The sequence below is a fragment of the Paraburkholderia sp. 32 genome (assembly GCF_050435345.1).
Lineage (GTDB): Bacteria > Pseudomonadota > Gammaproteobacteria > Burkholderiales > Burkholderiaceae > Paraburkholderia > Paraburkholderia tuberum.
Window position 1 is genome coordinate 2862240 of record NZ_JBNDKD010000003.1, and the last position, 26675, is coordinate 2888914.

General features: G+C 64.8%; 23 protein-coding genes and 1 pseudogene. 20 read left to right on the plus strand and 4 right to left on the minus strand.

The features are described from left to right. Nucleotides 1–7 precede the first annotated feature (7 nt). The 17 genes from OKW26_RS36080 to OKW26_RS36160 all read left to right on the plus strand — a co-directional run bounded on the left by OKW26_RS36080 (nt 8) and on the right by OKW26_RS36160 (nt 18361). Nucleotides 8–436, plus strand: coding sequence for an HIT family protein (locus OKW26_RS36080; protein WP_090802993.1), 429 nt, complete (start codon nt 8–10; stop codon nt 434–436). A 97-nt stretch (nt 437–533) separates the two neighbouring features. Then, the gene (locus tag OKW26_RS36085; RefSeq protein ID WP_429356578.1) at nt 534–947 is read left to right on the plus strand and encodes a gamma-butyrobetaine hydroxylase-like domain-containing protein; all 414 of its coding nucleotides are present in this window, start codon (nt 534–536) and stop codon (nt 945–947) included. Nucleotides 948–1013: 66 nt separating this feature from the next. Continuing rightward, on the plus strand, nt 1014–1745 hold the full coding sequence (ubiE, locus tag OKW26_RS36090) for a bifunctional demethylmenaquinone methyltransferase/2-methoxy-6-polyprenyl-1,4-benzoquinol methylase UbiE (protein ID WP_184062414.1): 732 nt from the start codon (nt 1014–1016) through the stop codon (nt 1743–1745). A 37-nt stretch (nt 1746–1782) separates the two neighbouring features. Beyond that, nucleotides 1783–2781 carry a TIM44-like domain-containing protein gene (locus OKW26_RS36095; protein WP_429356579.1) on the plus strand — a complete coding sequence of 333 codons (999 nt, stop codon included), beginning with the start codon at nt 1783–1785 and terminating at the stop codon, nt 2779–2781. Between the two features lie 174 nt (nt 2782–2955). Further along, nucleotides 2956–3600, plus strand: coding sequence for a ubiquinone biosynthesis accessory factor UbiJ (locus tag OKW26_RS36100; RefSeq protein WP_429356580.1), 645 nt, complete (start codon nt 2956–2958; stop codon nt 3598–3600). Nucleotides 3601–3615: 15 nt separating this feature from the next. Beyond that, a complete protein-coding gene (gene ubiB / locus OKW26_RS36105; RefSeq protein WP_090803000.1) occupies nt 3616–5193 on the plus strand; it encodes a ubiquinone biosynthesis regulatory protein kinase UbiB in 1578 nt (525 codons plus the stop codon). Between the two features lie 6 nt (nt 5194–5199). Then, nucleotides 5200–5820, plus strand: a complete 621-nt coding sequence (locus tag OKW26_RS36110) for a methyltransferase domain-containing protein (protein WP_429356581.1) — start codon at nt 5200–5202, stop codon at nt 5818–5820. 173 nt (nt 5821–5993) lie between these two features. After that, nucleotides 5994–6299, plus strand: coding sequence for an FmdB family zinc ribbon protein (locus tag OKW26_RS36115; protein ID WP_184062406.1), 306 nt, complete (start codon nt 5994–5996; stop codon nt 6297–6299). A gap of 75 nt (nt 6300–6374) precedes the next feature. Beyond that, nucleotides 6375–7031 (plus strand): DUF502 domain-containing protein, encoded by a 657-nt coding sequence (locus OKW26_RS36120; protein ID WP_429356582.1) that lies wholly within the window; start codon nt 6375–6377, stop codon nt 7029–7031. A 75-nt stretch (nt 7032–7106) separates the two neighbouring features. Beyond that, nucleotides 7107–8906, plus strand: a complete 1800-nt coding sequence (gene aspS / locus OKW26_RS36125; protein ID WP_429356583.1) for an aspartate--tRNA ligase — start codon at nt 7107–7109, stop codon at nt 8904–8906. Between the two features lie 220 nt (nt 8907–9126). Next, nucleotides 9127–9642 carry a dihydroneopterin triphosphate diphosphatase gene (gene nudB, locus OKW26_RS36130; protein WP_090803007.1) on the plus strand — a complete coding sequence of 172 codons (516 nt, stop codon included), beginning with the start codon at nt 9127–9129 and terminating at the stop codon, nt 9640–9642. Next, nucleotides 9639–10898 carry a cardiolipin synthase ClsB gene (gene clsB / locus OKW26_RS36135; protein ID WP_184062400.1) on the plus strand — a complete coding sequence of 420 codons (1260 nt, stop codon included), beginning with the start codon at nt 9639–9641 and terminating at the stop codon, nt 10896–10898. The genes nudB and clsB overlap by 4 nt, the downstream gene beginning before the upstream one ends. Nucleotides 10899–11192: 294 nt before the next feature. After that, nucleotides 11193–11792: a TetR/AcrR family transcriptional regulator gene (locus OKW26_RS36140; protein WP_090803011.1), complete on the plus strand. Its 600-nt coding sequence runs from the start codon at nt 11193–11195 to the stop codon at nt 11790–11792. A 98-nt stretch (nt 11793–11890) separates the two neighbouring features. Beyond that, nucleotides 11891–13678, plus strand: a complete 1788-nt coding sequence (locus OKW26_RS36145; RefSeq protein WP_429356584.1) for an acyl-CoA dehydrogenase C-terminal domain-containing protein — start codon at nt 11891–11893, stop codon at nt 13676–13678. Nucleotides 13679–13763: 85 nt separating this feature from the next. Next, complete coding sequence (locus OKW26_RS36150) at nt 13764–16199, plus strand: 3-hydroxyacyl-CoA dehydrogenase/enoyl-CoA hydratase family protein (RefSeq protein WP_429356585.1); 2436 nt, start codon at nt 13764–13766, stop codon at nt 16197–16199. Between the two features lie 74 nt (nt 16200–16273). Next, nucleotides 16274–17473 (plus strand): acetyl-CoA C-acyltransferase, encoded by a 1200-nt coding sequence (locus tag OKW26_RS36155; RefSeq protein WP_429356586.1) that lies wholly within the window; start codon nt 16274–16276, stop codon nt 17471–17473. Between the two features lie 117 nt (nt 17474–17590). Continuing rightward, nucleotides 17591–18361: an enoyl-CoA hydratase gene (locus OKW26_RS36160; RefSeq protein WP_429295003.1), complete on the plus strand. Its 771-nt coding sequence runs from the start codon at nt 17591–17593 to the stop codon at nt 18359–18361. A gap of 65 nt (nt 18362–18426) precedes the next feature. Here the strand turns inward: OKW26_RS36160 and fdhD are convergent, their stop codons facing one another. Next, entirely contained in the window at nt 18427–19311 is an 885-nt protein-coding gene (gene fdhD / locus OKW26_RS36165; RefSeq protein WP_429356587.1) for a formate dehydrogenase accessory sulfurtransferase FdhD, read from the minus strand. A 158-nt stretch (nt 19312–19469) separates the two neighbouring features. On the opposite strand from fdhD, the gene OKW26_RS36170 reads away from it, so the two are divergent. Continuing rightward, nucleotides 19470–19946 carry a nitrate reductase associated protein gene (locus OKW26_RS36170; protein ID WP_429356588.1) on the plus strand — a complete coding sequence of 159 codons (477 nt, stop codon included), beginning with the start codon at nt 19470–19472 and terminating at the stop codon, nt 19944–19946. 91 nt (nt 19947–20037) lie between these two features. Here OKW26_RS36170 and OKW26_RS36175 read toward each other — a convergent pair whose 3' ends face one another. Continuing rightward, the gene (locus tag OKW26_RS36175) at nt 20038–20187 is read right to left on the minus strand and encodes a hypothetical protein (protein WP_184062387.1); all 150 of its coding nucleotides are present in this window, start codon (nt 20185–20187) and stop codon (nt 20038–20040) included. Between OKW26_RS36175 and OKW26_RS36180 the strand changes: the two are divergent. After that, nucleotides 20186–23375, plus strand: a pseudogene (locus tag OKW26_RS36180) (sensor domain-containing protein). The gene OKW26_RS36175 and the pseudogene OKW26_RS36180 sit on opposite strands and share 2 nt — an antisense overlap. 61 nt (nt 23376–23436) lie before the next feature. On the opposite strand, the gene OKW26_RS36185 reads toward OKW26_RS36180, so the two are convergent. Next, nucleotides 23437–24048, minus strand: coding sequence for a glutathione S-transferase family protein (locus OKW26_RS36185; RefSeq protein ID WP_090803022.1), 612 nt, complete (start codon nt 24046–24048; stop codon nt 23437–23439). Nucleotides 24049–24171: 123 nt separating this feature from the next. Beyond that, complete coding sequence (locus tag OKW26_RS36190; RefSeq protein WP_090803024.1) at nt 24172–24567, minus strand: acyl-CoA thioesterase; 396 nt, start codon at nt 24565–24567, stop codon at nt 24172–24174. 206 nt (nt 24568–24773) lie between these two features. Between OKW26_RS36190 and OKW26_RS36195 the strand changes: the two genes are divergently transcribed. Continuing rightward, nucleotides 24774–26672: an ABCB family ABC transporter ATP-binding protein/permease gene (locus OKW26_RS36195; protein WP_429356589.1), complete on the plus strand. Its 1899-nt coding sequence runs from the start codon at nt 24774–24776 to the stop codon at nt 26670–26672. The last annotated feature ends 3 nt before the right edge of the window (nt 26673–26675 follow it).

A 26675-nucleotide genomic window follows, 5' to 3' on the forward strand; every position in this document is an offset into this window, starting at 1 on the left:
GACGACGATGGACTGCGTTTTTTGCCGTGAAGACGGCGGCCATGTGCTGTGGCAGGACGACGCGCTGCGAGTCGTCCTCGCCGACGAACACGACTACCCGGGCTTTTGCCGGGTCATCTGGAACGCTCACGTCGCCGAGTTTTCGGATCTTTCTGCCGACGAGCGCGATCACGTGATGAAGGCCGTGTACGCGGTCGAGCGTGCGCAGCGGCGCGTGATGCAGCCCGCGAAGGTCAATCTCGCGAGCCTCGGCAACCAGGTGCCGCACGTGCACTGGCACGTGATTCCGCGTTTCTCGAACGACGCGCATTTCCCCCTGCCGATCTGGGCGCCGCGCCAGCGCACGGTGTCCGAAGCGATGTTGTCGTCGCGCCGCGCGCACGCCACGCTGCTGCGCGAAGCCGTGCGGCAGGAAATTGAACAGGCGCTGGGCTGAGCGTCGCTGAACCCGTCGCCGCGCATCGCCGGACTGCCGTCGGCGTGCGAGGCTGCCGATCCGACGTTATCACCCGCCGTTATCTGATGAGGCCAACATGAGCGGATTGACTCCCGAGACGCCGGTGCCGACAGGCGTGATCTTGCATTCGAAGTCGCGCGTGCTCGAACTGCAGTACGCGAACGGCGAAGCGTATCGGCTACCGTTCGAACTGCTGCGCGTGTATTCGCCGTCGGCGGAAGTGATGGGCCACGGGCCCGGTCAGGAAACTCCGCAGACCGGCAAGCGCGACGTGACGATCACGATGATCGAAGGCGTCGGCAATTACGCGCTGCAGCCGACCTTCTCCGATGGACACGCCACCGGTATCTACTCGTGGGACCTGCTGTACGACATGGCCGTGCGTCAGGATGAACTCTGGCGCGCGTATCTCGCCAAACTGGCAGCGGCCGGCATCGACCGCGACACGCCGATGGTGCCCGCCGCGGCTGCGCACGGGCACTGTCACTGATACGATTCGCCCCCGAACGCCGCTCGAGCGGCGCAACATTCAAGAACACGCGAAAGGACGAGCGCGATGAGCAAAACCCACTTCGGCTTTCAATCGGTCGACGAACAGGACAAGGCGCAGAAGGTGGCGGGGGTGTTCCACTCGGTGGCCGCCAACTACGACCTGATGAACGACCTGATGTCGGGCGGATTGCACCGGGCGTGGAAGGTGTTCACGATCGCCCAGGCGAACGTGCGGCCGGGCTACAAGGTGCTCGACATTGCGGGCGGCACGGGCGACCTGTCGAAAGCATTCGCGAAACAGGCGGGCGAAACGGGCGAGGTCTGGCATACCGACATCAATGAATCGATGCTGCGCGTGGGCCGCGACCGGCTGCTCGACAAGGGCATCATCACGCCGGCGCTGCTGTGCGATGCCGAGAAAATCCCGTTTCCGGACAACTACTTCGACGTCGTGACGGTCGCGTTCGGCTTGCGCAACATGACACATAAGGACATCGCGCTTGCCGAGATGCGTCGTGTGCTGAAACCGGCCGGGCGGCTGCTCGTGCTCGAGTTCTCGAAAGTATGGGATCCGCTGAAGAAGGTCTACGATCTGTATTCGTTCAAGGTGTTGCCATGGCTCGGCGAGCGCTTCGCCAAGGACGCGGAAAGCTACCAGTACCTGGCGGAATCGATCCGCATGCATCCGGACCAGGAAACTTTGAAAACTATGATGGAACAAGCTGGTCTCGACGGCGTCAAATATTACAATTTGTCAGCTGGCGTGGTAGCTTTGCATGTGGGGATCAAATACTAGAGTCCCTAACCCATCGATTTTTAAAGGAAAGTGCGAAATGTCCGATTCGAATTTGTTATCTACTCGTAAGGTTAAGGGGGCGCTGGCGAGAAGAATCGGACTGATCGCGATGGTCGGTCTGCTGATGGCCGGCACGCTTGCCTCTCTCGACGCCGAAGCGCGCCGCATGGGCGGAGGCCGCAGCTTCGGCCGTCAATCGAACAGTCTGCAACAGCAGCGCCAGACGACGCCGTCCCAGCCGGCGCAGAACAGTCAGGCCACGCAGCAGAGCGCGCAGGCGGCGCCTGCGACTAAGCCCACGCCGCCCGCCGCGCCGAACCGCAATCGCTGGCTCGGGCCGATCGCCGGTCTCGCGGCCGGTCTCGGCATCGCCGCATTGCTGTCGCATTTCGGGCTCGGCGAGGCGTTCGCCGGCATGTTCGCGAACGTGATCGTGATCGCGTTGATCGCGATTGTGGTGATCTGGCTCATCCGCCGCTTCGCCGGCCGTAAGCGCGATGCGGCGCAGCCTGCCTACGCGGGCACGGCGCCGTCGCTGAACACGAAAGGCACCGACTATATTCAGGAGCCGCGTTACACGGCGCCGCCCACCGGCTCGTATCTCGAACCGCAGGGCAACCCGTTGACCACGCCATCGCTCGGCGCGACGCCGTCGGTGCCGGCCGGCTTCGATTCGGAAGCGTTTCTGCGCAACGCGAAGGTGTACTTCGTGCGCCTGCAGGCCGCGTGGGACGTCGGCAACGTCGAGGACATCCGCGAATTCACGACGCCGGAAATGTTCGCCGAAGTGCGCGTCGATCTCGCGTCGCGCAGCACACAGCCGAACCAGACCGACGTCGTGCAGTTGAACGCCGAGCTGCTCGGCGTCGAGGAGCGCGCGAACGAATCCTTCGCGAGCGTGCGCTTCTCCGGTTTGATCCGCGAGGAGCCTGGCGCGGCGGCCGAGCCGTTCGTCGAAGTCTGGAATCTGACGAAGGCGAACCGCACTGGCGAAGGCTGGCTGCTTGCCGGCATCCAGCAGGTCGAGCAACACTGACATGCCGACGCATCGAGTCGCGTTTGCCTCGAAAAGGGCCGGCCACGGCATAGCGATGCCTCACCTCGCGCATGGCTTAGGCCGTTCGGCATAGCAGGCCGCGAAGCGAACGGACGTTACAATGGGAGCCCGCGCAAGCACCTCGCTCGCGCGGGTTTTTTCTTGCCACCTTCGATGACCCTCGCCGCCAAGCCCTTCGCTGCTGCTGTCAATCATCTGCTCGCCCGCGAATCGTGGGCCCGCGAGCGCCTCGCCCCGTACGCGGGCAAGACCGCTCGCCTGTCATGTCCGCCGGTTGTGCTCGCGCTGCTCGTGCAGCCCGACGGCTATCTCGCTACGCTCGACGAAGCCGATGCGCATCAGTTCGACGTGACGATCTCGGTGCCGTCCGACGCACTGCCGGCCTTCCTGCAAGGTGGCCAGGCGGCGGTGATGAAGCACGTGAAGATCGAGGGCGACGCCGAGTTCGCGACCGTGATCGCGAAGCTCGCCGAGCATCTGCGCTGGGAGCCGGAGGAAGATCTCGCGAAGCTGATCGGTGATGGACCCGCGTGGCGCATCACGTCGCTAGTCCGCTCAGTCGGCGAGTATGTGCAGCGCACCGGTCGCAATCTGCTCGACACCGCCGCCGAGTACCTGCTCGACGAAAATCCGCAGCTGGTGCGGCGCACCGCGCTCGCTGACTTCAACGTCGAGGTGGCGCGCGCGCGCGATTCGCTCGCGCGCGTCGAAAAGCGCATCGAGCGCATCGAACAGAAGGTCGAAGCCCGCGGCGCGCAAACGCCGGGCGGCGCCGCCACGTCGCGCGGCACGCGCTAGTCATCGGGCCCAGCCATGCGTTTTCTGCGTTTTCTCAAGATATTTTTCACGGTCATCCGCTTCGGCCTCGACGAAATGATGTTGAGCCGCATCAACGACCGGCGCGTGCGTCTGCTGCTGCGCATCACGACGCTTGGTCGCAAGTTCGATGCGCCGCCGGGCGTGCGTCTGCGGCTCGCGCTCGAAAGCCTCGGGCCGATCTTCGTCAAGTTCGGCCAGGTGCTGTCGACCCGTCGCGATCTGCTGCCGGTCGATATCGCCAACGAACTTGCCAAGCTGCAAGACCAGGTGCCGCCGTTCGATTCGGCGGTCGCGATCGCGCTCGTCGAGAAGTCGCTCGGCGCGCCGGTCGACGTGCTGTTCGACGATTTCGAGCGGGTCCCGGTCGCGAGCGCGTCGATCGCCCAGGTCCACTTCGCGAAGGTGAAGGCCGGCCAGCATGCGGGCAAGGCGGTCGCGGTGAAGGTGCTGCGCCCCAAGATGCTGCCGGTGATCGATTCCGACCTCGCGCTGTTGCGCGACATCGCCCTATGGGCCGAGCGTCTGTGGGCCGACGGCAAGCGCCTGAAGCCGCGCGAGGTGGTCGCCGAATTCGACAAATACCTGCACGACGAACTCGACCTGATGCGCGAGGCCGCCAACGGCAGCCAGTTGCGGCGCAACTTCCTGGGGCTCGACCTGCTGCTCGTGCCCGAGATGTACTGGGAGTTCTGCACGCCCACGGTGCTCGTGATGGAGCGCATGGTCGGCGTGCCGATCAGCCAGGTCGATACGTTGCGCGCGGCGGGTGTCGACATCCCGAAGCTCGCGCGCGAGGGCGTCGAAATTTTCTTCACGCAGGTGTTCCGCGACGGCTTTTTCCACGCCGACATGCACCCCGGCAACATCCAGGTGAGCCTCGATCCCGCGCACTTCGGCCGCTATATCGCGCTCGACTTCGGCATCATCGGCGCGTTGTCGGACTTCGACAAAAACTACCTCGCGCAGAACTTCCTCGCGTTCTTCAAGCGCGACTACCATCGCGTCGCGACGCTGCATCTGGAGTCGGGCTGGGTGCCGCCGAGCACCCGCGTCGAGGAGCTCGAAAGCGCGATCCGCGCGGTCTGCGAACCGTATTTCGATCGCGCGCTGAAGGACATTTCTCTCGGCCAGGTGCTGATGCGTCTGTTCTCGACGTCGCGGCGCTTCAACGTCGAGATCCAGCCGCAGCTCGTGTTGCTGCAAAAGACGATGCTGAACGTGGAAGGCCTAGGCCGTTCGCTCGATCCCGAACTGGATCTGTGGAAGACCGCGAAGCCCTATCTCGAGCGCTGGATGAACGAGCAGATCGGCTTGCGCGGCTGGTACGAGCGTCTGAAGATCGAGGCGCCGCAGTGGAGCAAGACGCTGCCGCAGTTGCCGCGCCTCGTCCATAACATGCTGGCCGAGCGCCATCATCCGGTGGGCGGCGCGAACGACGACGTGATCCGCCAGATCCTGCTCGAGCAAAAGCGCACCAACCGTCTGCTGCAAGGCCTGCTGCTGTTCGGCGTGGCGGTCGGCGTCGGCGCGATGCTGGCGCGCGCGTTCCTGGTACTGGCTTATGGAGGTTAGATTCCGATGAGCGATCCGACCCAACCCGCCGCGCCCGATTTCGCAACCCGCGATCCCGACTCGCCCGAGTTCTGGGACGAACGCTTCGAGCGCCATTTCACGCCGTGGGATCAGGCGGGCGTGCCGTCCGCGTTTCGCGCGTTCGCCGAACGGCACCGCGACGTTGCCGTGCTGATTCCAGGCTGCGGCAGCGCGCACGAAGCGGTATGGCTCGCCCGCCAGGGCAACCCGGTACGCGCGATCGACTTCTCGGCGGCCGCCGTGGCGGCGGCACGCGAGCAGCTCGGCGCGCATGCATCGCTGGTCGAACAGGCGGATTTTTTCACCTATGCGCCACCGTTCGCACCGGCATGGATCTATGAGCGCGCATTCTTCTGCGCGCTGCCGCCGGCGCGCCGCGCCGACTACGCGCAGCGCATGGGCGAACTGCTGCCGGCCGGCGGGTTGCTGGCGGGCAACTTTTTCATCGGCGCGACGCCGAAAGGGCCGCCGTTCGGCATCGAACGCGGCGAGCTCGATGCGCTGCTCACGCCACACTTCGAGCTGGTCGAAGACGAAGCGGTCGACGACTCGATCGCCGTATTCGCCGGACGCGAGCGCTGGCTCACCTGGCGGCGTCGCGGCTAACGCCACGCGCGCCGCTCTTGAGAGGTCCGGGGGGCGTCCCCATTTGGCGCGGTGGCGGGCGCGTAGTGCGTCCGCTTCCCGAAATCCGGGGAACGGACATCGTTTGCGGCTATAATTCAAGGCTTTGCAAGCGTTTACAAGATTTCAGTAGGCATTTGGAGTAAGAGAGGATCATGCCGATCTACGCTTATCGTTGCGGGTCATGCGGTTTCGGGAAGGACGTGCTCCAGAAGATGAGCGACCCCCAGTTGACGCAGTGTCCCGAGTGCGGAAAAGACACCTTTAGCAAACAACTCACCGCCGCCGGCTTCCAGTTGAAGGGCTCCGGCTGGTACGTGACCGATTTCCGCAGCGGCACGAGCGCGCCGGCCGCGTCGGAAGCGAAGTCCGAGCCGGCCGCAGCCGCTGCCCCGGCTGCATCGGCTGCCGTGCCCGCGGCGCCCGCCGCCACGAGCCCGAGCGGTTCCAGCAGCGCCTAGTGGGACTGCCGCCCCGCGCGGGCGGCGTATCTACCGCGCATGGGCTTCGGCCCGCGCAGCTTTCTGGCGGTACACATGACGACGAAGAAATTCACGCTCAAATCGGTGTTTCTGACCGGCCTGCTGGTGCTGGTGCCCCTGGCCATCACACTGTGGGTGCTCGGTCTGGTCATCGGCACGATGGACCAGACGCTGTTGCTGCTGCCTACCTCGTGGCAGCCGGAACGCACGATCGGCTATCGTTTGCCGGGCCTCGGCGCGGTGCTCACGCTCGCGTTCATCTTCGTCGTCGGGCTGTTGACGCAGAACTTCATTGGGCAGAAGCTCGTGAAGTGGTGGGAACTGCTGGTCGCGCACATTCCGGTGGTCGGCCCGCTCTACACCAGCGTGAAGCAGGTGTCCGACACGCTGCTGTCGAGCAGTGGCAATGCATTCCGCAAGGCGCTGCTGATCGAGTACCCGCGCCGCGGGTCCTATACGATCGCGTTTCTGACCGGCATCCCGGGCGGCGACGTGGCCAACCATCTGAAAGAAGATTACGTCAGCGTATACGTGCCGACCACACCGAACCCGACGTCCGGCTTCTTCCTGATGGTGCCGAAAAGCGAAGTGATCGAGCTCGACATGACGGTCGACGCTGCGCTCAAGTACATTGTCTCGATGGGCGTGGTGGCGCCGTCCGCGCCGCCGCCGGCGCCGGTGCGCCGCGCCACCGTCGAGCCCCCGCTCTAATGCCGGCGCGCAACGCTTCATGCAGGATCGTCTGCGGCGCGCCGTTCAACCAATGCAAAACGAAAGACAAACATCATGTCGATGAGATCTGAATACTGCGGTCTGGTGACCGAGGAACTGCTGGGCCAATCCGTCTCGCTGTGCGGCTGGGTAAGCCGCCGCCGCGACCATGGCGGCGTCATCTTCATCGACCTGCGCGATCGCGAAGGGCTCGTTCAGGTCGTCTGCGATCCGGATCGCGCTGACATGTTCAAGGTCGCCGAAGGCGTGCGCAACGAGTTCTGCGTGCAGGTCAAGGGCATCGTGCGCGGCCGTCCGGAAGGCACGACCAATGCATCGCTGAAGAGCGGCAAGATCGAAGTGCTGTGCCACGAGCTGATCGTGCTGAACGCGTCGGTCACGCCGCCGTTCCAGCTCGACGATGACAACCTGTCGGAAACCACGCGCCTCACCCATCGTGTGCTCGACCTGCGCCGTCCGCAGATGCAGCACAACCTGCGTCTGCGCTACCGCGTCGCGATCGAAGTGCGCAAGTACCTCGACGAGCAGGGCTTCATCGACATCGAAACGCCGATGCTCACGAAGAGCACGCCGGAAGGCGCGCGCGACTACCTCGTGCCGTCGCGCACGAACCCGGGCCAGTTCTTCGCGCTGCCGCAGTCGCCGCAGCTGTTCAAGCAGCTGCTGATGGTCGCGAACTTCGACCGTTACTACCAGATCACCAAGTGCTTCCGCGACGAAGACCTGCGCGCTGACCGTCAGCCGGAATTCACGCAGATCGACTGCGAAACCTCGTTCCTGTCGGAACAGGAAATCCGCGATCTGTTCGAGGCGATGATCCGTCACGTGTTCAGGACGACGATCGGCGTCGAGCTCGACCAGAAATTCCCGGTCATGGAATACGCGGAAGCGATGCGCCGCTTCGGTTCGGACAAGCCCGACCTGCGCGTGAAGCTCGAGTTCACCGAGTTGACCGATGCGATGCGCGACGTCGACTTCAAGGTGTTCAGCACCCCGGCCAACACGAAGGACGGCCGTGTCGCGGCGCTGCGCGTGCCGAAGGGCGGCGAGCTGTCGCGCGGCGACATCGACAGCTACACGGAATTCGTGCGCATCTACGGGGCGAAGGGTCTCGCATGGATCAAGGTCAATGAAACGGCGAAGGGCCGTGACGGCCTGCAAAGCCCGATCGTGAAGAACCTGCACGACGAAGCGCTGAAGGCGATCATCGAGCGCACCGGCGCACAAGACGGCGACATCATCTTCTTCGCGTCGGATCGCGCGAAGGTCGTCAACGACAGCCTCGGCGCGCTGCGTCTGAAGATCGGTCATTCGGAATTCGGCAAGGCCAACGGCCTCGTCGAGTCCGGCTGGAAGCCGCTGTGGGTCGTCGACTTTCCGATGTTCGAATACGACGAGGAAGACAACCGCTACGTCGCCGCGCATCACCCGTTCACGAGCCCGAAGGACGAGCACCTCGAGTACCTCGAAACGGACCCCGCGCGCTGCCTCGCGAAGGCCTACGACATGGTGCTGAACGGCTGGGAAATCGGCGGCGGCTCGGTGCGTATCTACCGTGAGGAAGTGCAGAGCAAGGTGTTCCGCGCGCTGAAGATCAACGCGGAAGAAGCGCAGGCGAAGTTCGGCTTCCTGCTCGACGCGCTGCAATACGGCGCGCCGCCGCACGGCGGTATCGCGTTCGGTCTGGACCGCATCGTCACGATGATGGCCGGCGCCGACTCGATCCGCGACGTGATCGCGTTCCCGAAGACGCAACGCGCGCAGGATCTGCTCACGCAGGCGCCGAGCGAAGTCGACGAGCGTCAGCTGCGCGAGCTGCACATCCGTCTGCGTACGCCGGAACCGAAGGCATAAAACCGCGGCCGCTGCGCGCGGCCGGCAAGCGGTCTTGCGTGTGCCGGCCAGCGGGCCGGCGGCCGCAAAAAAACCACACGAGCGAAACGAAAAGGCGCTGAGGTGATCTCCACCTCAGCGCCTTTTTCATTTTTTGCGTTACAGTGAAGCCACCGCTTTCCAGACCCTTTCGACCGTCATCCGACATGTATCGCGCGTATCGTCGCGCCCAGTTTGAGCCATGCCGAAACCGCCGAAAATTCCGCAGTCCGTCCTCGTCATCATTCATACGCCTGCGCTCGACGTGCTGCTGCTCGAGCGCGCCGATCATGCGGCGTTCTGGCAGTCGGTGACGGGTTCGAAAGACCGGCTCGACGAACCGCTCGCCGACACGGCGGTGCGCGAAGTCGGCGAGGAAACCGGCATCATGATCGGCGGCGCACTGGTGCCGCGCAGCGGGTTGTTCGACTGGCACTACTCGATCGACTACGAGATCTACCCGGAATTTCGTTACCGCTACGAAGCGGGCGTGCTCTACAACACCGAGCACTGGTTCAGCCTGCAGGTCCCCGAGTGCATCGACGTGACGCTCGCGCCGCGCGAACACACCGCGTATATGTGGCTGCCATATGAAGAGGCCGCATCGCGCTGCTTTTCGTCGTCGAATGCCGATGCGATCCTGCAGTTGCCGCGCCGGCTCGCCGCACGCCCGGTCGATCCGCAATCCGGCCCGCTGGCCGGGGAGCGTGGCCAGTGAGCGCAGGCGGCTCGGGCCGTTTGGCGCGTCTGCGCCACACGTTGCTCGGCCGTCGTTACTGGCAGCGCTACCGCTTCACCAGTAACAACGAGGTCGAGCTGCTGCGCTCCGGCGACGATTTCTTCGACGCGCTGATCGAGCGCATCGACGCGGCCGAGCACAACGTCGCGCTCGAAACCTATATCTTCTGCGACGACGAAGCCGGCCACGCGGTCAGCGAGGCGCTGCTTCGCGCTGCCGCGCGCGGCGTCAGAGTGCGCGTGATCACCGATGGCGTCGGCACCGCGCGCCTGAAGATGTTCGAGCAATGGCCGGCCGGCGGCATCGAGCATCGCATCTACAACCCGCATCTGTTCGGCCGCTTCGGCTTTTCGCGCACGCACCGCAAGCTCGCGGTGATCGACGATCAGATCGCGTATTGCGGCGGCATCAATATCGTCGACGATTACGAGAACAACGGCGAGAAGCTGCCGTACCGGCGCTGGGACTTCGCGGTCGAGCTGCGCGGGCCGGTGGTCGCCGACGTGCGCGATGCGATCGACGTGCAGTGGCGGCGGATTCGCGTCGGCCATCGGCCGCTCGATTCGATGAAGCCCGACCTGTCGTCGCAGGACGCCAACTCGCTTGGCAGTCTGCGCAGACGCCGGCGACGCCGCAACGAGGCACTGTGGGCCGGCGGCGAGCCGTGCGTCGCATTCGTCGCGCGCGATAACCTGATCAACCGCCGCGCGATCGAAAAAGCTTATCTGGCCGCGATCGGCCAGGCGCGCCATGAAATCCTGCTCGCGAATCCGTACTTCATGCCGGGACGCAAGCTGCGTCGCGCGCTGGTGTTCGCGGCGCGGCGCGGCGTGGTCGTGAAGCTGATCATCGGGCGCAAGGAGTTCAAGGCGCTCGATTACGCCGTGCCGTTCCTGTACCACGCGCTGTTGCGCGCAGGCGTGCAGATCGCCGAATACGAGAAGACGCTGCTGCACGGCAAGGTCGCGGTGGTCGATTCGAACTGGGGCACGGTCGGTTCGTCGAATCTCGATGCGCTCAGCCTGATGCTGAACAATGAAGCGAACGTCGTGCTCGTGAACGATCCGTCGATCCCCAAACTGCGCGACGCGATTCTCGACGCGTTCACGGACGCGCGCCCAATCGATGAAGCGCACTACGAATCGCGACCGGCGCGCGTGCGCGCGTTGAGCTGGATCGCGTACACGAGCTACCGCGTCGCGATGAAGCTGCTGACGGTCGGCGGCTACGACTAATACCGCTCGCACGAGAGCCCGCGCTTGCCGCATCATGTCGGCCATCAATCGGCGCCAGCGAAGCGGGGCAAAGAAATAGAACACGCGCGAGAACGCGCGTGCGCCGATCGGCAACCATCGATTCAAGGCAAACGCCTCTAAAAATCTGATTGATCTGATGGTCGAAAGCCGCAAAATTAGAAGCCGGTTAGAAACCGGTTTCTAATAAAGTCCTTGTTTCGCGGACGGCAAGCACTCAATAATAGTACGGCCGTTCGATTTTCAATTCGGTCACATTAGAACGGTAAAACAGCTATGCGAAAAGGCGAACAAACCCGAGCCGCGATTCTCGACGCAGCACTCGATCTGGCAGGCCGAGACGGACTGGAAGGTCTGACGATTGGTCTGCTGGCCGAGCGCATGCAGATGAGCAAGAGCGGTGTGTTCGCGCATTTCGGGTCGCGCGAGGATCTGCAGATCGAGGTCGTGCGCGAATACCACCGCCGTTTCGAAGAAGAGGTGTTTTTCCCGAGCCTGCGCGAGCCGCGTGGTCTGCCGCGCTTGCGCGCGATGATTTCCCGCTGGATCGAGAAACGCATTCAGGAAGTCACGACCGGCTGCATCTACATCAGCGGCGCCGTCGAATACGACGACCGCGCGGACAGCCAGGTGCGCGAGCAGTTGGTGTCGAGCGTGACGACGTGGCGTGCGGCGCTCACGCGCGCGATCTCGCAAGCGATGGAAGAAGGGCACCTGCGCGCTGATACCGACCCGCAGCTGATGCTGTTCGAACTGTATAGCGTCACGCTCGGCCTGCATCACGACGCGCGCTTTCTGCATCTGCCGGATGCGGTGCGTCTCACGTGGGCCGCGCTGGAAAAACTGATTAATTCGTATCAAAGCGAAAGCCGTTAGCGGCGTCGCCGGAATCTACCGGAAACGCGCGGCGCAGAAGGTCCGACCACGGGCCCGGCCAACGGCCTGGCTTTTTGTCAAACCAGGGAGAGAGAGTCATGGGACAGTACGCCGCGCCGCTGCGCGACATGCAATTCGTGTTACACGAACTGCTCAACGTCGAGGCTGAACTTCGGCAAATGCCGAAGCACGCCGAACTCGACGCCGACACGATCAACGCGGTGCTCGAGGAAGCCGGCAAGTTCTGCTCCGAAGTGCTGTTCCCGCTCAACCACAGCGGCGACCAGGAAGGCTGCACGTATGCCGGCGACGGCGTCGTGACCACGCCGAAGGGCTTCAAGGAAGCCTATCGGCAATACGTCGAAGCCGGCTGGCCGGCGCTCGGTTGCGACCCGGAATTCGGCGGCCAGGGACTGCCCGCGTTCGTCAACAACGCGCTCTATGAAATGCTGAACTCGGCGAATCAGGCGTGGACGATGTATCCGGGCCTGTCGCACGGCGCGTACGAATGCCTGCACGCGCACGGCACGCCGGAACTGCAGCAGCGCTATCTGCCGAAGCTCGTCGCAGGCGTCTGGACCGGCACGATGTGTCTGACCGAGCCGCATTGCGGCACCGACCTCGGCATTCTGCGCTCGAAGGCCGAGCCGAACGGCGACGGCTCGTACTCGATCAGCGGCACGAAGATTTTTATTTCGAGCGGCGAGCATGACATGGCGGAGAACATCGTTCACCTCGTGCTCGCGCGTCTGCCGGATGCGCCGAAGGGCACCAAGGGGATTTCGCTGTTCATCGTGCCGAAGTTCGTGCCGAACGAAGCGGGCGAGCCCGGTGAGCGCAACGGCGTGAAGTGCGGTTCGATCGAGCACAAGATGGGCATCCACGGCAACGCGACCTGTGTGATCAATCTCGACAACGCGAAGGGCTGGATGGTCGGCGAGCCGAACAAAGGTCTGAACGCGATGTTCGTGATGATGAACGCCGCGCGTCTCGGCGTCGGCATGCAGAGCCTCGGTCTCACGGAAGTCGCATATCAGAACTCGCTCACGTACGCGAAAGAGCGGCTGCAGATGCGTTCGCTGACCGGCCCGAAGGCGCCGGAAAAGGCCGCCGATCCGATCATCGTGCATCCGGACGTGCGCCGCATGCTGCTCACGCAGAAGGCCTACGCCGAAGCCGGCCGCGCGTTCTCGTACTGGTCGGCGCTGCAGATCGACAAGGAGCTGTCGCACGCCGACGAAGCCGAGCGCAAGGAAGCCGCCGACCTCGTCGCGCTGCTCACGCCGATCCTGAAGGCGTTCCTGTCGGACAACGCGTTCGAAGGCACCAATCACGCGATGCAGATCTACGGCGGCCACGGCTTCATCGCCGAATGGGGCATGGAGCAGTACGTGCGCGACGCGCGCATCAACATGATCTATGAAGGCACCAACGGCATCCAGTCGCTCGACCTGCTCGGCCGCAAGGTGCTCGGCGACATGGGCGCGAAGATGAAGAAGTTCGGCAAGCTCGTCGCCGAATTCGTCGAAGCCGAAGGCATCAAGCCGGAGATGCAGGAGTTCGTGAACCCGCTCGCCGAGATCGGCGAAAAGGTGCAGAAACTGACGATGGAAATCGGCATGAAGGCGATGCAGAACCCGGACGAAGTCGGCGCCGCGGCCGTGCCGTATCTGCGCACGGTCGGCCATCTGGTGTTCTCGTACTTCTGGGCGCGCATGGCTCGTATCGCGCTCGACAAACAGGCGTCGGGCGATCCGTTCTACAAGGCGAAGCTCGCGACCGCGCGCTTCTACTTCGCGAAGCTGCTGCCCGAAACGGCGATGACGATCCGCCAGGCGCGCGCCGGTTCGAAGCCGATGATGGACGTCGAAGAAGCGTTGTTCTGACGCTCGCACATCGAGCGAGGCCACACACATCGCGCGAAGCATGGCTGACGCTTCGCGCCATCGCACAACTCTCCGGAGAAACGACGTGAGCAATCTGATCATTCGCAAGGTAGCCGTGCTCGGCGCCGGCGTGATGGGCGCGCAGATCGCCGCGCACCTGATCAACGCCAAGGTGCCCGTGCTGCTGTTCGACCTGCCCGCCAGGGAAGGCCCGAAGAACGGGATCGCGCTGAAGGCGATCGAAAATCTGAAGAAGCTGTCGCCGGCGCCGTTCGGCGTGAAGGACGACGCGCAATACATCCAGCCCGCGAACTACGACGACGACATCGACAAGCTCGCCGAGTGCGACGTCGTGATCGAAGCGATCGCCGAACGCATGGACTGGAAGCACGACCTGTACAAGAAGGTCGCGCCGCACATCGGCCCGAACGCGATTTTCGCGACCAACACGTCGGGGCTGTCGATCACCGCACTGTCCGAAGGTTTCGCGGACGAACTGAAGGCGCGCTTTTGCGGCGTGCACTTCTTCAATCCGCCGCGCTACATGCATCTGGTCGAACTGATCCCGACCGCGACGACGCGTCCGGAAATTCTCGATCAGCTCGAAACCTTCCTGACCAGCGTGGTCGGCAAGGGCGTCGTGCGCGCGAAAGATACGCCGAACTTCATTGCGAACCGCGTCGGCGTGTTCTCGATCCTTGCGGTCATTGCCGAAGCCGCGAAGTTCGGCCTGCGTTTCGACGAAGTGGACGACCTGACCGGCGCGCGCCTCGGCCGCGCGAAGTCGGCGACGTTCCGCACCGCCGACGTGGTCGGTCTCGACACGATGGCGCACGTGATCAAGACGATGCAGGACACGCTGCCGGACGATCCGTTTCTGCCGGTCTACGAAACGCCGGCCGTGCTCGCCGAACTGGTGCAGAAGGGCGCGCTCGGCCAGAAGACCGGCGCCGGCTTCTACAGGAAGGAAGGCAAGGCGATCAAGGTGCTCGATCCGAACACGGGTGCATATATCGACGGCGGCGGGAAGGCAGACGAACTCGTCGGCCGCATCCTGAAGCGTCCGGCTGCCGAGCGTCTGAAGCTGCTGCGCGAAACGCAGCACCCGCAGGCGCAGTTCCTGTGGTCGATCTTCCGTGACGTCTATCACTACATCGCCGTGCATCTGGAATCGATCGCCGACAATGCGCGCGACGTCGATCTCGCGATCCGCTGGGGCTTCGGCTGGAACGAAGGTCCGTTCGAAGGCTGGCAGACGGCCGGCTGGAAGCAGGTCGCCGAATGGGTGCAGGAAGACATCGCGGCGGGCAAGGCGCTCGCCAACGTGCCGCTGCCGTCGTGGGTGCTCGAAGGCGCGGTTGACGAGAAGGGCGGCGTGCACACGGCCGAAGGCTCGTGGTCACCGGCCACGCAGACCTTCGTGCCGCGCTCGTCGCTCGACGTGTACGGCAAGCAGGTGTTCCGCGCGCCGCTCGTCGGCGAAACCGGCGCCGATCCGAAGACCTATGGCAAGACGCTGTTCGAGACCGATGCGGTGCGCGCATGGGTCGACGATCGCGCGGGCGAGGACGACGTGCTGATCGTGTCGTTCAAGAGCAAGATGAACACGATCGGACCGGCGGTGATCGAAGGGCTCACGCAGGCGATCGAACTGGCCGAGAAGGACTACAAGGGCCTCGTCGTGTGGCAGCCCACATCGCTGAAGCTCGGCACGCCGGGCGGTCCGTTCTCGGCGGGCGCGAACCTCGAAGAAGCGATGCCCGCGTTCATGATGGGCGGCGCGAAGGGCATCGAGCCGTTCGTGAGGAATTTCCAGCAGGGCATGCTGCGCGTCAAGTACGCGAATGTGCCGGTGATTTCGGCGATCTCGGGCATCGCGCTCGGCGGCGGCTGCGAGCTCGCACTGCACAGCGCGAAGCGCGTCGCGCACATCGAGAGCTATCTGGGTCTCGTCGAAGTCGGCGTGGGTCTCGTGCCGGCCGGCGGCGGCCTGAAGGAAGCGGCGCTGCGCGCGGCCGAAGCGGCAAGCCAGGTCGGCGCGACGAGCGATCTGCTGAAGTTCCTGCAGAAGTCGTTCGAGAACGCGGCGATGGCGAAGGTGTCGGCCTCCGCGCTCGACGCCCGCGCGATGGGCTACCTGAAGCCTTCCGACACGATCGTCTTCAATGTGTTCGAACTGCTCGACGTCGCGAAGAAGGAAGCGCGCGCGCTCGCCGCGGCGGGCTACCGTGCGCCGCTGCGCGCGACCCAGGTGCCGGTCGCGGGCCGCTCGGCGATCTCGACGATCAAGGCGTCGCTCGTCAACATGCGCGACGGCCGCTTCATCAGCGAGCATGATTTCCTGATCGCGAGCCGCATCGCGGAAGCGGTGTGCGGCGGCGACGTCGAAGCGGGCAGCCTCGTCGACGAAGAATGGCTGCTGCAACTCGAGCGTCGCGCGTTCGTCGAGCTGCTCGGCACGCAGAAGACGCAGGAACGGATCATGGGCATGCTGCAGACCGGCAAGCCGGTGCGCAACTAAGCGGCGACCGCACAACGTGCATGGGACCAGAGTAAGAGCTTTGGCCAACTCTGGTCGACAAAGGAGATTCCCAAATGGCAAAGCAATTGCAAGACGCATACATCGTCGCCGCGAGCCGTACGCCGATCGGCAAGGCGCCGCGCGGCATGTTCAGGAACACACGTCCGGATGAGCTGCTGGTTCACGCGATCAGGTCGGCCGTCGCTCAGGTGCCCGGCCTCGACACCGGCGTGATCGAAGACGCGATCGTCGGTTGCGCGATTCCGGAAGCGGAGCAGGGCCTGAACGTCGCACGGATCGGCGCGCTGCTGGCCGGTCTGCCGAACACGGTCGGCGGTGTCACGGTGAACCGCTTCTGCGCGTCGGGTCTGACCGCGCTCGCGATGGCCGCGGACCGCATCCGCGTCGGCGAGGCGGATGCGATGATCGCGGGCGGCTGCGAATCGATGAGCATGGTGCCGATGATGGGCAATAAGCCGTCGCTGTCGCCGCATATCTTCGATCGCAACGAAGACGTCGGCATCGCGTACGGCATGGGCCTGACCGCGGAGAAAGTCGCCGAGCGCTGGAAGATCAGCCGCGAAGCGCAGGACGCGTTCTCGGTCGAATCGCACCGCCGCGCGATGGCCGCGCAGCAAGCCGGCGAATTCAACGACGAAATCGCCGCGTACACGATCGTCGATCGCGTGCCCGATCTCGCGACCGGCGAGATCAACGTGAAAACGCGCGAGGTGTCGCTCGACGAAGGTCCGCGCGCGGAAACGTCGATGGAGGGCCTCGCGAAGCTGCGGGCGGTGTTCGCGAACAAAGGCTCGGTCACGGCCGGCAACAGCTCGCAGACGTCGGACGGCGCGGGTGCGTTGATCGTCGTGTCGGAAAAAATCCTCAAGCAGTTCAACCTGACGCCGCTCGCGCGCTTCGTCAGCTTCGCGGTGCGCGGCGTGCCGCCGGAAATCATGGGCATCGGCCCGAAGGAAGCGATTCCGGCCGCGCTGAAAGCCGCGGGCCTGAAGCAGGACGACCTCGACTGGATCGAGCTGAACGAGGCGTTTGCCGCGCAGTCGCTCGCGGTGATCCAGGACCTCGGCCTCGATACGTCGAAGATCAACCCGCTCGGCGGCGCGATCGCACTGGGCCATCCGCTCGGCGCGACCGGCGCGATTCGTGCGGCGACCGTGGTGCACGGCCTGCGCCGCCGCAACTACAAGTACGGCATGGTGACGATGTGCGTCGGTACCGGCATGGGCGCGGCGGGCATCATCGAGCGTCTGTGAGCCGCTGATCGAACGGGGGATCCTTCTGTGATCCACCAGGGACCGCGCAACGGTTCGCAGGCCGCGCGGCTTGCGAACCGTTTTTACATTCAGCAGGAGCACAAGGAGATGAACGGGATGACGACGGATATTCTGGTCGAGCGCGCCGACGCGGTGCTGACCATCAGCTTCAACCGGCCCGGCAGGAAAAACGCGTTCACGGCCGCGATGTATCAGACGATGGCCGACGCGCTCGTAGAAGCGCAGGGCGACGCGTCGGTGCGCGCGATCCTGATTCGCGGCAGCGCGGGCATATTCAGCGCGGGCAACGATCTCGAGGACTTCATGAAGTCGCCGCCGGTTGGCGAAACCCCGCCGGTGTTCCAGTTCCTGCGCGCGCTATGTTCGGCGGAAAAACCGGTGGTGGCGGCGGTCGCGGGGCCGGCGGTCGGCGTCGGCACGACGCTGCTGCTGCATTGCGATCTGGTCTACGCGGCCGACACCGCGAGCTTTTCGCTGCCGTTCACGCAGCTCGGGCTGTGCCCGGAAGCAGCGTCGAGCCTGTTGCTGCAGCGCGTGGCCGGTTACCAGGCGGCGGCGGAAAAACTGCTCCTCGGCGAGGCGTTCGACGCGGCCGAAGCGCACCGCATGGGCTTCGTGAATCGCGTGCTGCCGGCGGGCGAAGTCGACGCGTTCGCGGCGTCGCAGGCCGCGAAGCTGGCGGCGCTGCCGGCGTCGTCGTTGCGCGTGACGAAGAGCCTGATGAAGCGCGCGAGCCAGCAGGAACTGCAGACGCAGATGACCGAGGAAGCCGTGCATTTCGGCAAGATGCTGCTTGCGCCCGAAGCGCGCGAGGCGTTCAAGGCGTTCTTCGAGAAGCGCAAGCCGGATTTCCGGCGGTTCGACTGAGGGGGGCGACGCAGGCGGGCTTCGGGTGGGTTAGCCGTGAATCGTCGCTGCGCCGCTTCAATCGCTCAAGCTTGCTGCTGCCAGGTGTCGTAATCGACGTAGCTGCCTTCGCGGCAGAAGCTCACGAGCCGCACGCCCGCCTCACGCGCGATCGCAATCGCGAGCGACGACGGCGCCGAGATCGTCGCGACCATCGGCACGTCGACGCGCGCGGCCTTGCGCACCAGCTCGTAGCTCGCGCGGCTCGACAGAAACACGAAACCGTCGCGCGTATCGGCGCGGTCGAGCACGAGCTGGCCGATCAGCTTGTCGAGCGCGTTGTGGCGGCCGACGTCCTCGAACGCAGAGTGGATCGCGCCTTGCGCATCACACCACGCGGCCGCGTGGAGGCCGCCCGTCAAACGAGTGAGCGCCTGGTGCTCGGGCAGCGCGCGCGCGGCGCGTGCGATCGCATCGGGCGCGAGCCGCTGCAAGAAGCCAGTGTCGGGTACACGCTGCGGTTTCAGATCCAGCAGATCGATGCTTTCGATGCCGCACACGCCGCAGCCGGTGCGCCCGGCGAGCGCGCGGCGCTTTTCCTTCAAACCGGCGAACGCCTGCTGCACGACCTGCAATTGCACCTCGGCATGCGGCAGCTCGCCGTGCCCGTGCAATTCGACCTCGATGTCCTGAATGTCGCTGCCGCGCTCGACGATCCCCTCCGAAATCGCGAAGCCGACCGCGAACGCTTCGAGATCGCGCGGCGTGCACATCATCACCGCGTGCGAGATGCCGTTGAACACGAGCGCGACCGGCCACTCCTGGCCGACGTGATCGGTGGCGGTTTCAACCGCCGCGCCGCGATGGCGGCGCACTTCGAGTTGCACCGCGCCGGGTTGTTCGTCGCTGTCGAGGGCGTGGGGCTGGCCGTCCGCCCGCTCGGTTGCGCGCCCGTTTTCCTGTCCGTTCAAGCTGCTTCACTCCTGTACCATGCCGCGCGTCAAAGGGTGCGCCGGCCTCGCCGTGTGCTTCGCGGCGGCCGCCGCGCGGGGCGCCGTCGCGCGAATAAGGTTCTAAAATACCTCAAGCGACGCCCGCACGCTGTCCGCCACCGACAAGGAGCACTGACATGGGACTCAACGAAGCACCGCTTCTGTTCGACTTCGAGGTCGCGTCTTCGGAGAATTTCACTTATATCCCGATGTCGGTGCGCTTCAATCTCGACCGTTTCGGGCTGCGCATCACGCTCGCGCAGTGGCAGCAACTGCCGCTCGAAGATCGTAAGCTGCTCGCGCGTTTCCCGGTCGAAGACGACACGCAGATCGAACCGAATTTCGATCACGCGCTGTTCGAGATGCTGCGCACGCACTCGAACGTCGAACCGGAGTGGTTTACGCCGGAGGAGTCGCCGGCCTGGCGTCAAACCGACAGCGTGCCCGACGGTGTCGCGCATCAGGCGGGGCTGGCCGGTCTCGCCGCGCCGAGCGTCGCGCGCTGGGCCGAGCTCGATCCTTTCAAGCGCTATGTGCTCGCGAAGCTGTCGCGCAAGCCCGAGGCGAGCCACGATTTCGTCCCGGCGATGAAGGAATTTGGAGCCGCCGGCTAGGTGCGGCCGGCTAGGCGCGGCCGGCTAGGTGCGGCCGGCCAGCCGCTCCCAGCCAGGCGCCCCCACCAACTCGCAGCCTTCCCCCAAATCATCAGATTTTTTTCACGCCGACCCTCAACCCGCTTCCGATCGCGGCCGTTATCCAAAGGATGGCGCGTAAAAGACTTGCATCGATGCGGCCCGACGCACCGGCAGCGAGCGCGCTCTCCCGCCCTCGGAACGATTGACGTTCGGAATCCATGAATCCTTTTCTATCGAAGCGACTGCTGATCAACATTGCGGTCGTGGTCGTCGCGGTCGGTGCAAACGCGTTCGTCGCGTACACGCAGATTCGCGGGCAGCGCGACGCCGATGCGCGCCTCGCGCGCTCGACCAGCGTGCGCCTGAACCTCGACGCGTATCACGCCGCGCTCGATAACGCGCTCGCCGCTCTGCACCGCCTGAAAGAATCGGGCAAGCCGGTGCCGCCCGACGCGGCCGCTTCGATGACGAACACACTCGCGAGCCGCGAGCAATCACTGCGCGACGAACTCGCGAGCGAGCCGTACATGTCGGGGGCGCTCGCCAGCCTGAGCGCGGCGCGGCACGCGTTGCAGCACGATCTGGAGGACACGCTGCGCAACCATGCGAGTGACCTGCCCGGAGCGGCAAGCGCGGCGTCGGGCGTGGCGCACGCGGCATCGACCGAAGCACCAGGGGCGGCCCCCCTCGACGCGCCATTCGAGGCATCCCTCGACCCTGCGCCGTCGAACTCGCATCTTGCCCCCGCGCTAGTGCGTGTCGAAGCCGCGCTCGCCACGTTGCGCAGCGAGGAAAACCGCTCGTTGCAGATCTCGCTCGCGGCATCGGCGAGCGACAGCGAGCGCGCGATGTTCGTGCTGCTCGTGACGATGCTCACCGGCAGCGTGCTGCTGTTCCTCACGTTCGGCGTGCGCGAGAACAGCGCGCGCGAAAAACTCCGCAGCGCCCGCGCGCTGGTGCGCAACGACGAGCGTTTTCGCAGCCTGTTCGACGATCACACCGTGCCGATGTACATCTTCGATCGCGACACGCTGTGCTTTCTCGCCGTCAACAAGGCCGCGATCCAGCAATACGGCTACACGGAAGACGAGTTTCTCGGCATGACGATCCGCGCGATCCGCCCGAACTCGGAAATCGGCCGCCTGGAGACGCATCTGCAGCGTAGCGCCGACCTCCGCCAGAGCCACACGATGGCGGGCATCTGGCGGCATCGGCGCAAGGACGGCTCGATCCTCAGCGTCAACGTGTCCTATCACGCACTGAACTTCATGGGCCGCGACGCCTCGTTCGTGCTGGCGGACGACGTGACCGACCAGATCAACGCCGAAGCCCGAAGCGCAGCGCTCGAATCAGATGCTCGAAGCGGTGATCGACAACATTCCGCAGCGCATCTTCTGGAAGGACCTGAACTCGCGCTATCTCGGCTGCAACATGGCGTTCGCGCGCGACGCGGGGCTCGCATATCCCGAACAGGTGGTCGGCAAGAGCGACGCCGACCTGGCGTGGCGCGCGTTCGCCGACCTGTTGACCGAGCACGATCGCGAAGTCGTGAGCACCGGCGTGCCCAAGATGAACTTCGAGGTCGACTTCGTGATCGACGGCTTGCACCGCACGACGGTCACGAGCAAGCTGCCGTTCACCGACGGCGGCGGTCAGGTGATCGGCGTGCTCGGCTCGTACACCGACATCACCGAGCGCAAGCGCGCCGATCTCGCGCTGCGTCTGCAAAGCCGGGCGCTCGACGCGAGCGTCAACGCGATCCTGATCACCGCGCCGTCGCCGTCGGGCAATCTGATCGAATACGTGAATCCGGCGTTCATGCGCATCACCGGCTACGATCCCGCCGAGGTGATCGGCCACGACTGCCGCGTGCTGCAACGCGACGACCGTGACCAGGAAGGCGTCGCGTTGATCCGCGAGGCGCTCGCGGCGAATCGCGAGGTCAGCGCGGTGGTGCGCAACTATCGCAAGGACGGCGCGCTGTTCTGGAATCAGCTGTTCATCGCGCCGGTGCCGAACGCGGAAGGCGTGATCACCCATCATATCGGCGTCATCAACGACGTGACCGAGCTGATCCGCTATCAGGAGCAGCTCGAATACCAGGCCAACTACGACGGCCTTACGCGGCTGCCGAACCGCAACCTGCTGCGCGACCGGCTCGAACATGCGCTCGTCGTCGCGCAGCGGCATCATTCGGGCGTCGCGGTCGTGTTCCTCGATCTCGACGGCTTCAAGAACGTCAACGACAGCCTCGGCCATAGCGTCGGCGACCGGCTGCTCGGGGTGGTCGCCGAACGGCTCGCGCGCTGCTCGCGCACCAGCGACACGGTTGCGCGTCACGGCGGCGACGAGTTCGTGATCGTGATGACCGACACCGTCGACGAGCAATCGCTGATCACGTGGATGGAGCGCGTGCGCGCCTCGATCGCCGAGCCGATGTGGCTCGACGGCACCGAGCTGTACGTCGGCTGCAGCATGGGCGCGAGCCTGTTCCCGCAGGACGGCGAGGATGCCGAAACGCTGATGAAGAAGGCCGACGTCGCGATGTATCGCGCGAAGGACATGGGGCGCAACACGTTCCAGTTCTATCAGCCGGAGATGAACGCGAGCGCGGGCGCGCGCCTGAATCTCGAACGACGCCTGCGCCGCGCGCTGCGCGACAACGAGTTCCTGCTGCACTATCAGCCGCAGGTCGATATCGGCAGCGGACAGATCGTCGGCATCGAGGCGCTGGTGCGCTGGCACGATCCCGAGGTCGGGCTCGTGCCGCCGTCGTCGTTCATTCCGCTCGCCGAGGAAAGCGGGCTGATCGGGCCGCTGTCGGAGTGGGTGCTGCGCGAGGCGTGCCGGCAGAACAAGGCGTGGCAGGATCAGGGCTTGCCGCCGGCGCGCGTGTCGGTGAATCTGTCGGCGCGGGTGTTCCAGCAGCGTGACATCGCGAAGCTCGTGATGCAGGTGCTCGACGAGACCGGACTCGAACCGAAGTACCTCGAACTCGAGCTGACCGAAAGCACGATCATGCGCAACGCGGAAGAAGCGGTGTCGATGCTCAACGAACTGCACGCGCTCGGCATCGGTCTCGCGATCGACGACTTCGGCACCGGCTATTCGAGCCTCAGCTATCTGAAGCGCTTCCCGGTGGACCGCTTGAAGATCGACCGCTCGTTCGTGTCGGATATCGGCGTATCGGGCGACGATGAGACGATCACGTCGGCGATCATCGCGCTCGCCCATTCGCTGAAGTTGCAGGTGATCGCCGAGGGCGTGGAAACGTCGGCGCAACTCGACTTCCTGAAGGAACGCGCGTGCGACGAAATGCAGGGCTTCTATTTCGCGAAGCCGTTATCGACGGAAGCGATTGCCGAACTGCTGCACGGCGGGCTGGTGCCGGAGCTGGAGCCGGCGTGAGGGGAGCGTGACGCGGCGACGGGTGTCGCCGCGGGTCGCCGCGTGCCGCGTCCAACGCCGGTCACTGAGCCGGCGTGTCCTTGAACACCGGCAGGCTTTCCGCGAACGCGGAAAACTTCTCGAGCCGCGGATGATCGGCCTTGCTGACCGCCTCCGGCAGCATCATGTGCGTGAACTGCCAGGCTACGGCGACGGCCACGTCCGCCGCGCTGAACTGCTGCTGCGTGTCGGGTAGCGGCCCTTCGCCCAACTCGCGTTCGAGTTCGGCATAGGCGGCGAGCAGTTGCGCGCGCACGCGCTCGACCCACGGTTCATGCTGCTTCTCCTGAGGCCGCAGATTGCGCTCGTAGACGATCTGCACGCTCTTTTCGCACGCGGCGAGCGCGAGACCCGTCAGACGCGCGGCGCGCAACGCCGCGTCGGCTTGCGTCGGGAACAGCGGGGTGGGGCCGGCGAGCGTTGCCAGATACTGCAGGATCACCGTCGAGTCCATCAGGATCGCGCCGTTGTCGGCGACGAGCGTCGGCGCCTTGACGACCGGGTTGATCTTCGCGAACTGGTCGTAGGTGCGGAAGACCGAAATCGACTCGTGTTCGAAGTCGAGCGCGAGCAGCTTCATGCAGATGGCGACGCGCCGCACGTAGGGCGAGTCGAGCATACCGATCAGTTTCATCTCGTTTCCATGAGAAGAGCGACTATGGGGCGTCCCGGGCCTCGTGCGCTGATCGGCCGGAACGGCTAGCGGGCGGCGCGGCGCGTGACGCGTGGAATCGCTAGCTTAAGCATCCTCGCCGGCTCAGTCCAGCGCGGGCAGCGCGCGCGGACGGCGGTCGCTGTCGGTGGCGACGTAGGTGAGGATCGCTTCCGTGACCTTGACGACTTCCTGCGAGAGCCTCAACCGCTGCGCGTAGACCTCGACCGACACTGTCACCGACGTATTGCCGGTCTTCACGATATCCGCGTAAAAGCTCAGCAGATCGCCGACGAACACCGGTTGCTTGAACAGGAAAGAATTAACCGCGATCGTCGCGACCCGCCCATTCGCGCGACGGCTTGCCGGAATCGAGCCGGCGATGTCGACCTGCGCCATGATCCAGCCGCCGAACACGTCGCCATGAATGTTCGCGTCCGATGGCTGCGGCATGACGCGCAGCGCGCACGGCTTGGACGGAAGTTGAAGAAGATCGGTCATCGGGACATCCTTGGGAAACGTGTTCGAGTGTATTGACGCGCATTGACGCAATGGCTGGGCCAGTTCGACAGTAGGCCATGCAAAGCGCCGCCAGTCGGCTTCTGCGACAATAGAAAGATCAGGAATTGTACGGGAAAGCACCCAGCGAAGCGCGCGAGCCGCGCGCCGCTGCGAACTCCGGCAGCTCCACACTCTCCCCACGATTTATGCGCCGCGCTCCTTCGTCCGAACCCTCGCCGATTTCCACCGCACCCCGCAACGACTGGCAAACGATCCTGTCGCTGCTGCCATACCTTGCCACCTACAAATGGCGAGTCGGCTTCGCGCTCAGCTGCCTGATCGGCGCGAAGGTCGCGAACCTCGGCGTGCCGATCGTGATGAAGCGCATCGTCGACAGTCTCGCGTCGGTCCGGCATCTGACCGCGCTCGGCCGCGCGCAGGACGCGCCCGGCATCGTGCTGCTCGGCGGCGTCGGCTTGCTGGTGGTCGCGTATGCGGTGGCGCGGCTGTCCACTTCGTTTTTCACCGAGCTGCGCGAAATCCTGTTTTCGAAAGTCACGGAAAGCGCGGTGCGCCAACTCGCGCTGAAAGTATTCCGCCATCTGCACGGACTGTCGCTGCGCTTTCATCTGGAGCGGCAGACGGGCGGCATGTCGCGCGATATCGAACGCGGCACGCGCGGCATCACGCAGCTGATTTCCTATTCGCTGTACAGCATCCTGCCGACCCTCGTCGAAGTCGGTCTCGTGCTCGGCTTTTTCGTCGTCAAATACGAGGCCTATTACGCGATCGTCACGTTCGTCGCGCTCGCGGTGTACATCGCGTTCACGGTGAAGGTCACCGAGTGGCGCACGCACTTTCGCCGCACGATGAACGAGCTCGATTCGAAGGCGAATTCGCGCGCGATCGACTCGCTGCTCAACTACGAGACCGTCAAGTACTTCGGCAACGAGGAGTGGGAAGCGAGCCGCTACGACGAGAACCTGAAGCGCTATCGCACGGCGGCGATCAAGTCGCAGCGTTCGTTGTCGGCGCTGAACTTCGGGCAGCAGGCGATCATCGGCACGGGGCTCGTGTTCATCCTGTGGCGCGCGACCCAGGGCGTGATGGCCGGGCGTCTGACGCTCGGCGACCTGGTGCTGATCAACACGTTCATGCTGCAGCTGTATATTCCGTTGAATTTTCTCGGCGTGGTCTATCGCGAGCTGAAGCAGAGCCTGACCGACATGGACCGCATGTTCTCGCTGCTCGGCGCACCGCGGGAAGTACCCGACGCGCCCAATGCGGTGGCTTTGCAAGTGAGCGGCGCGCAGGTGCGCTTCGACGACGTGAGCTTCGCGTACGAGCCTTCGCGGCAGATTCTGCACGGCGTGAGCTTCACGATCGCGGCCGGCACGACGACGGCGGTGGTCGGCCACAGCGGCTCGGGCAAGTCGACGCTCGCGCGGCTGCTGTTCCGCTTCTACGATCTCGACCGCGCGACGGGCGGCGCGATTCGCATCGACGGGCAGGATATTCGCGACGTCACGCAGGATTCGCTGCGCGCGTCGATCGGCATCGTGCCGCAGGACACGGTGCTGTTCAACGACTCGATCTACTACAACATCGCGTACGGTCGGCCGTCGGCGACGCGCGACGAAGTGATCGCGGCGGCGCGCGCCGCGCATATCCACGAGTTCATCGAGAGTCTGCCGAAGGGCTACGACACGCCGGTCGGCGAGCGCGGGCTCAAGCTGTCCGGTGGCGAAAAGCAGCGCGTCGCGATCGCGCGGACCATACTCAAGAATCCGCCGATCCTGTTGTTCGACGAAGCGACGTCCGCGCTCGATTCACGCTCCGAGCGCGCGATCCAGCATGAGCTCGACCTGATCGCGCGCGAACGCACGACGCTGATCATCGCGCACCGGCTGTCGACGGTCGTGCACGCGCAGCAGATCATCGTGATGGACAAAGGGCGCATCGTCGAGCGCGGCACGCACGCGGAGCTGTTACGCGCGAACGGTTTGTTCGCGCAGATGTGGGCGCTGCAGCAGCGCGCCGCGCACACCACGGATGCGGTGGAAAGAGCGGAAGCAGTCGGGGCAGGTGAGAGCCCGGCGAAGTAAAGC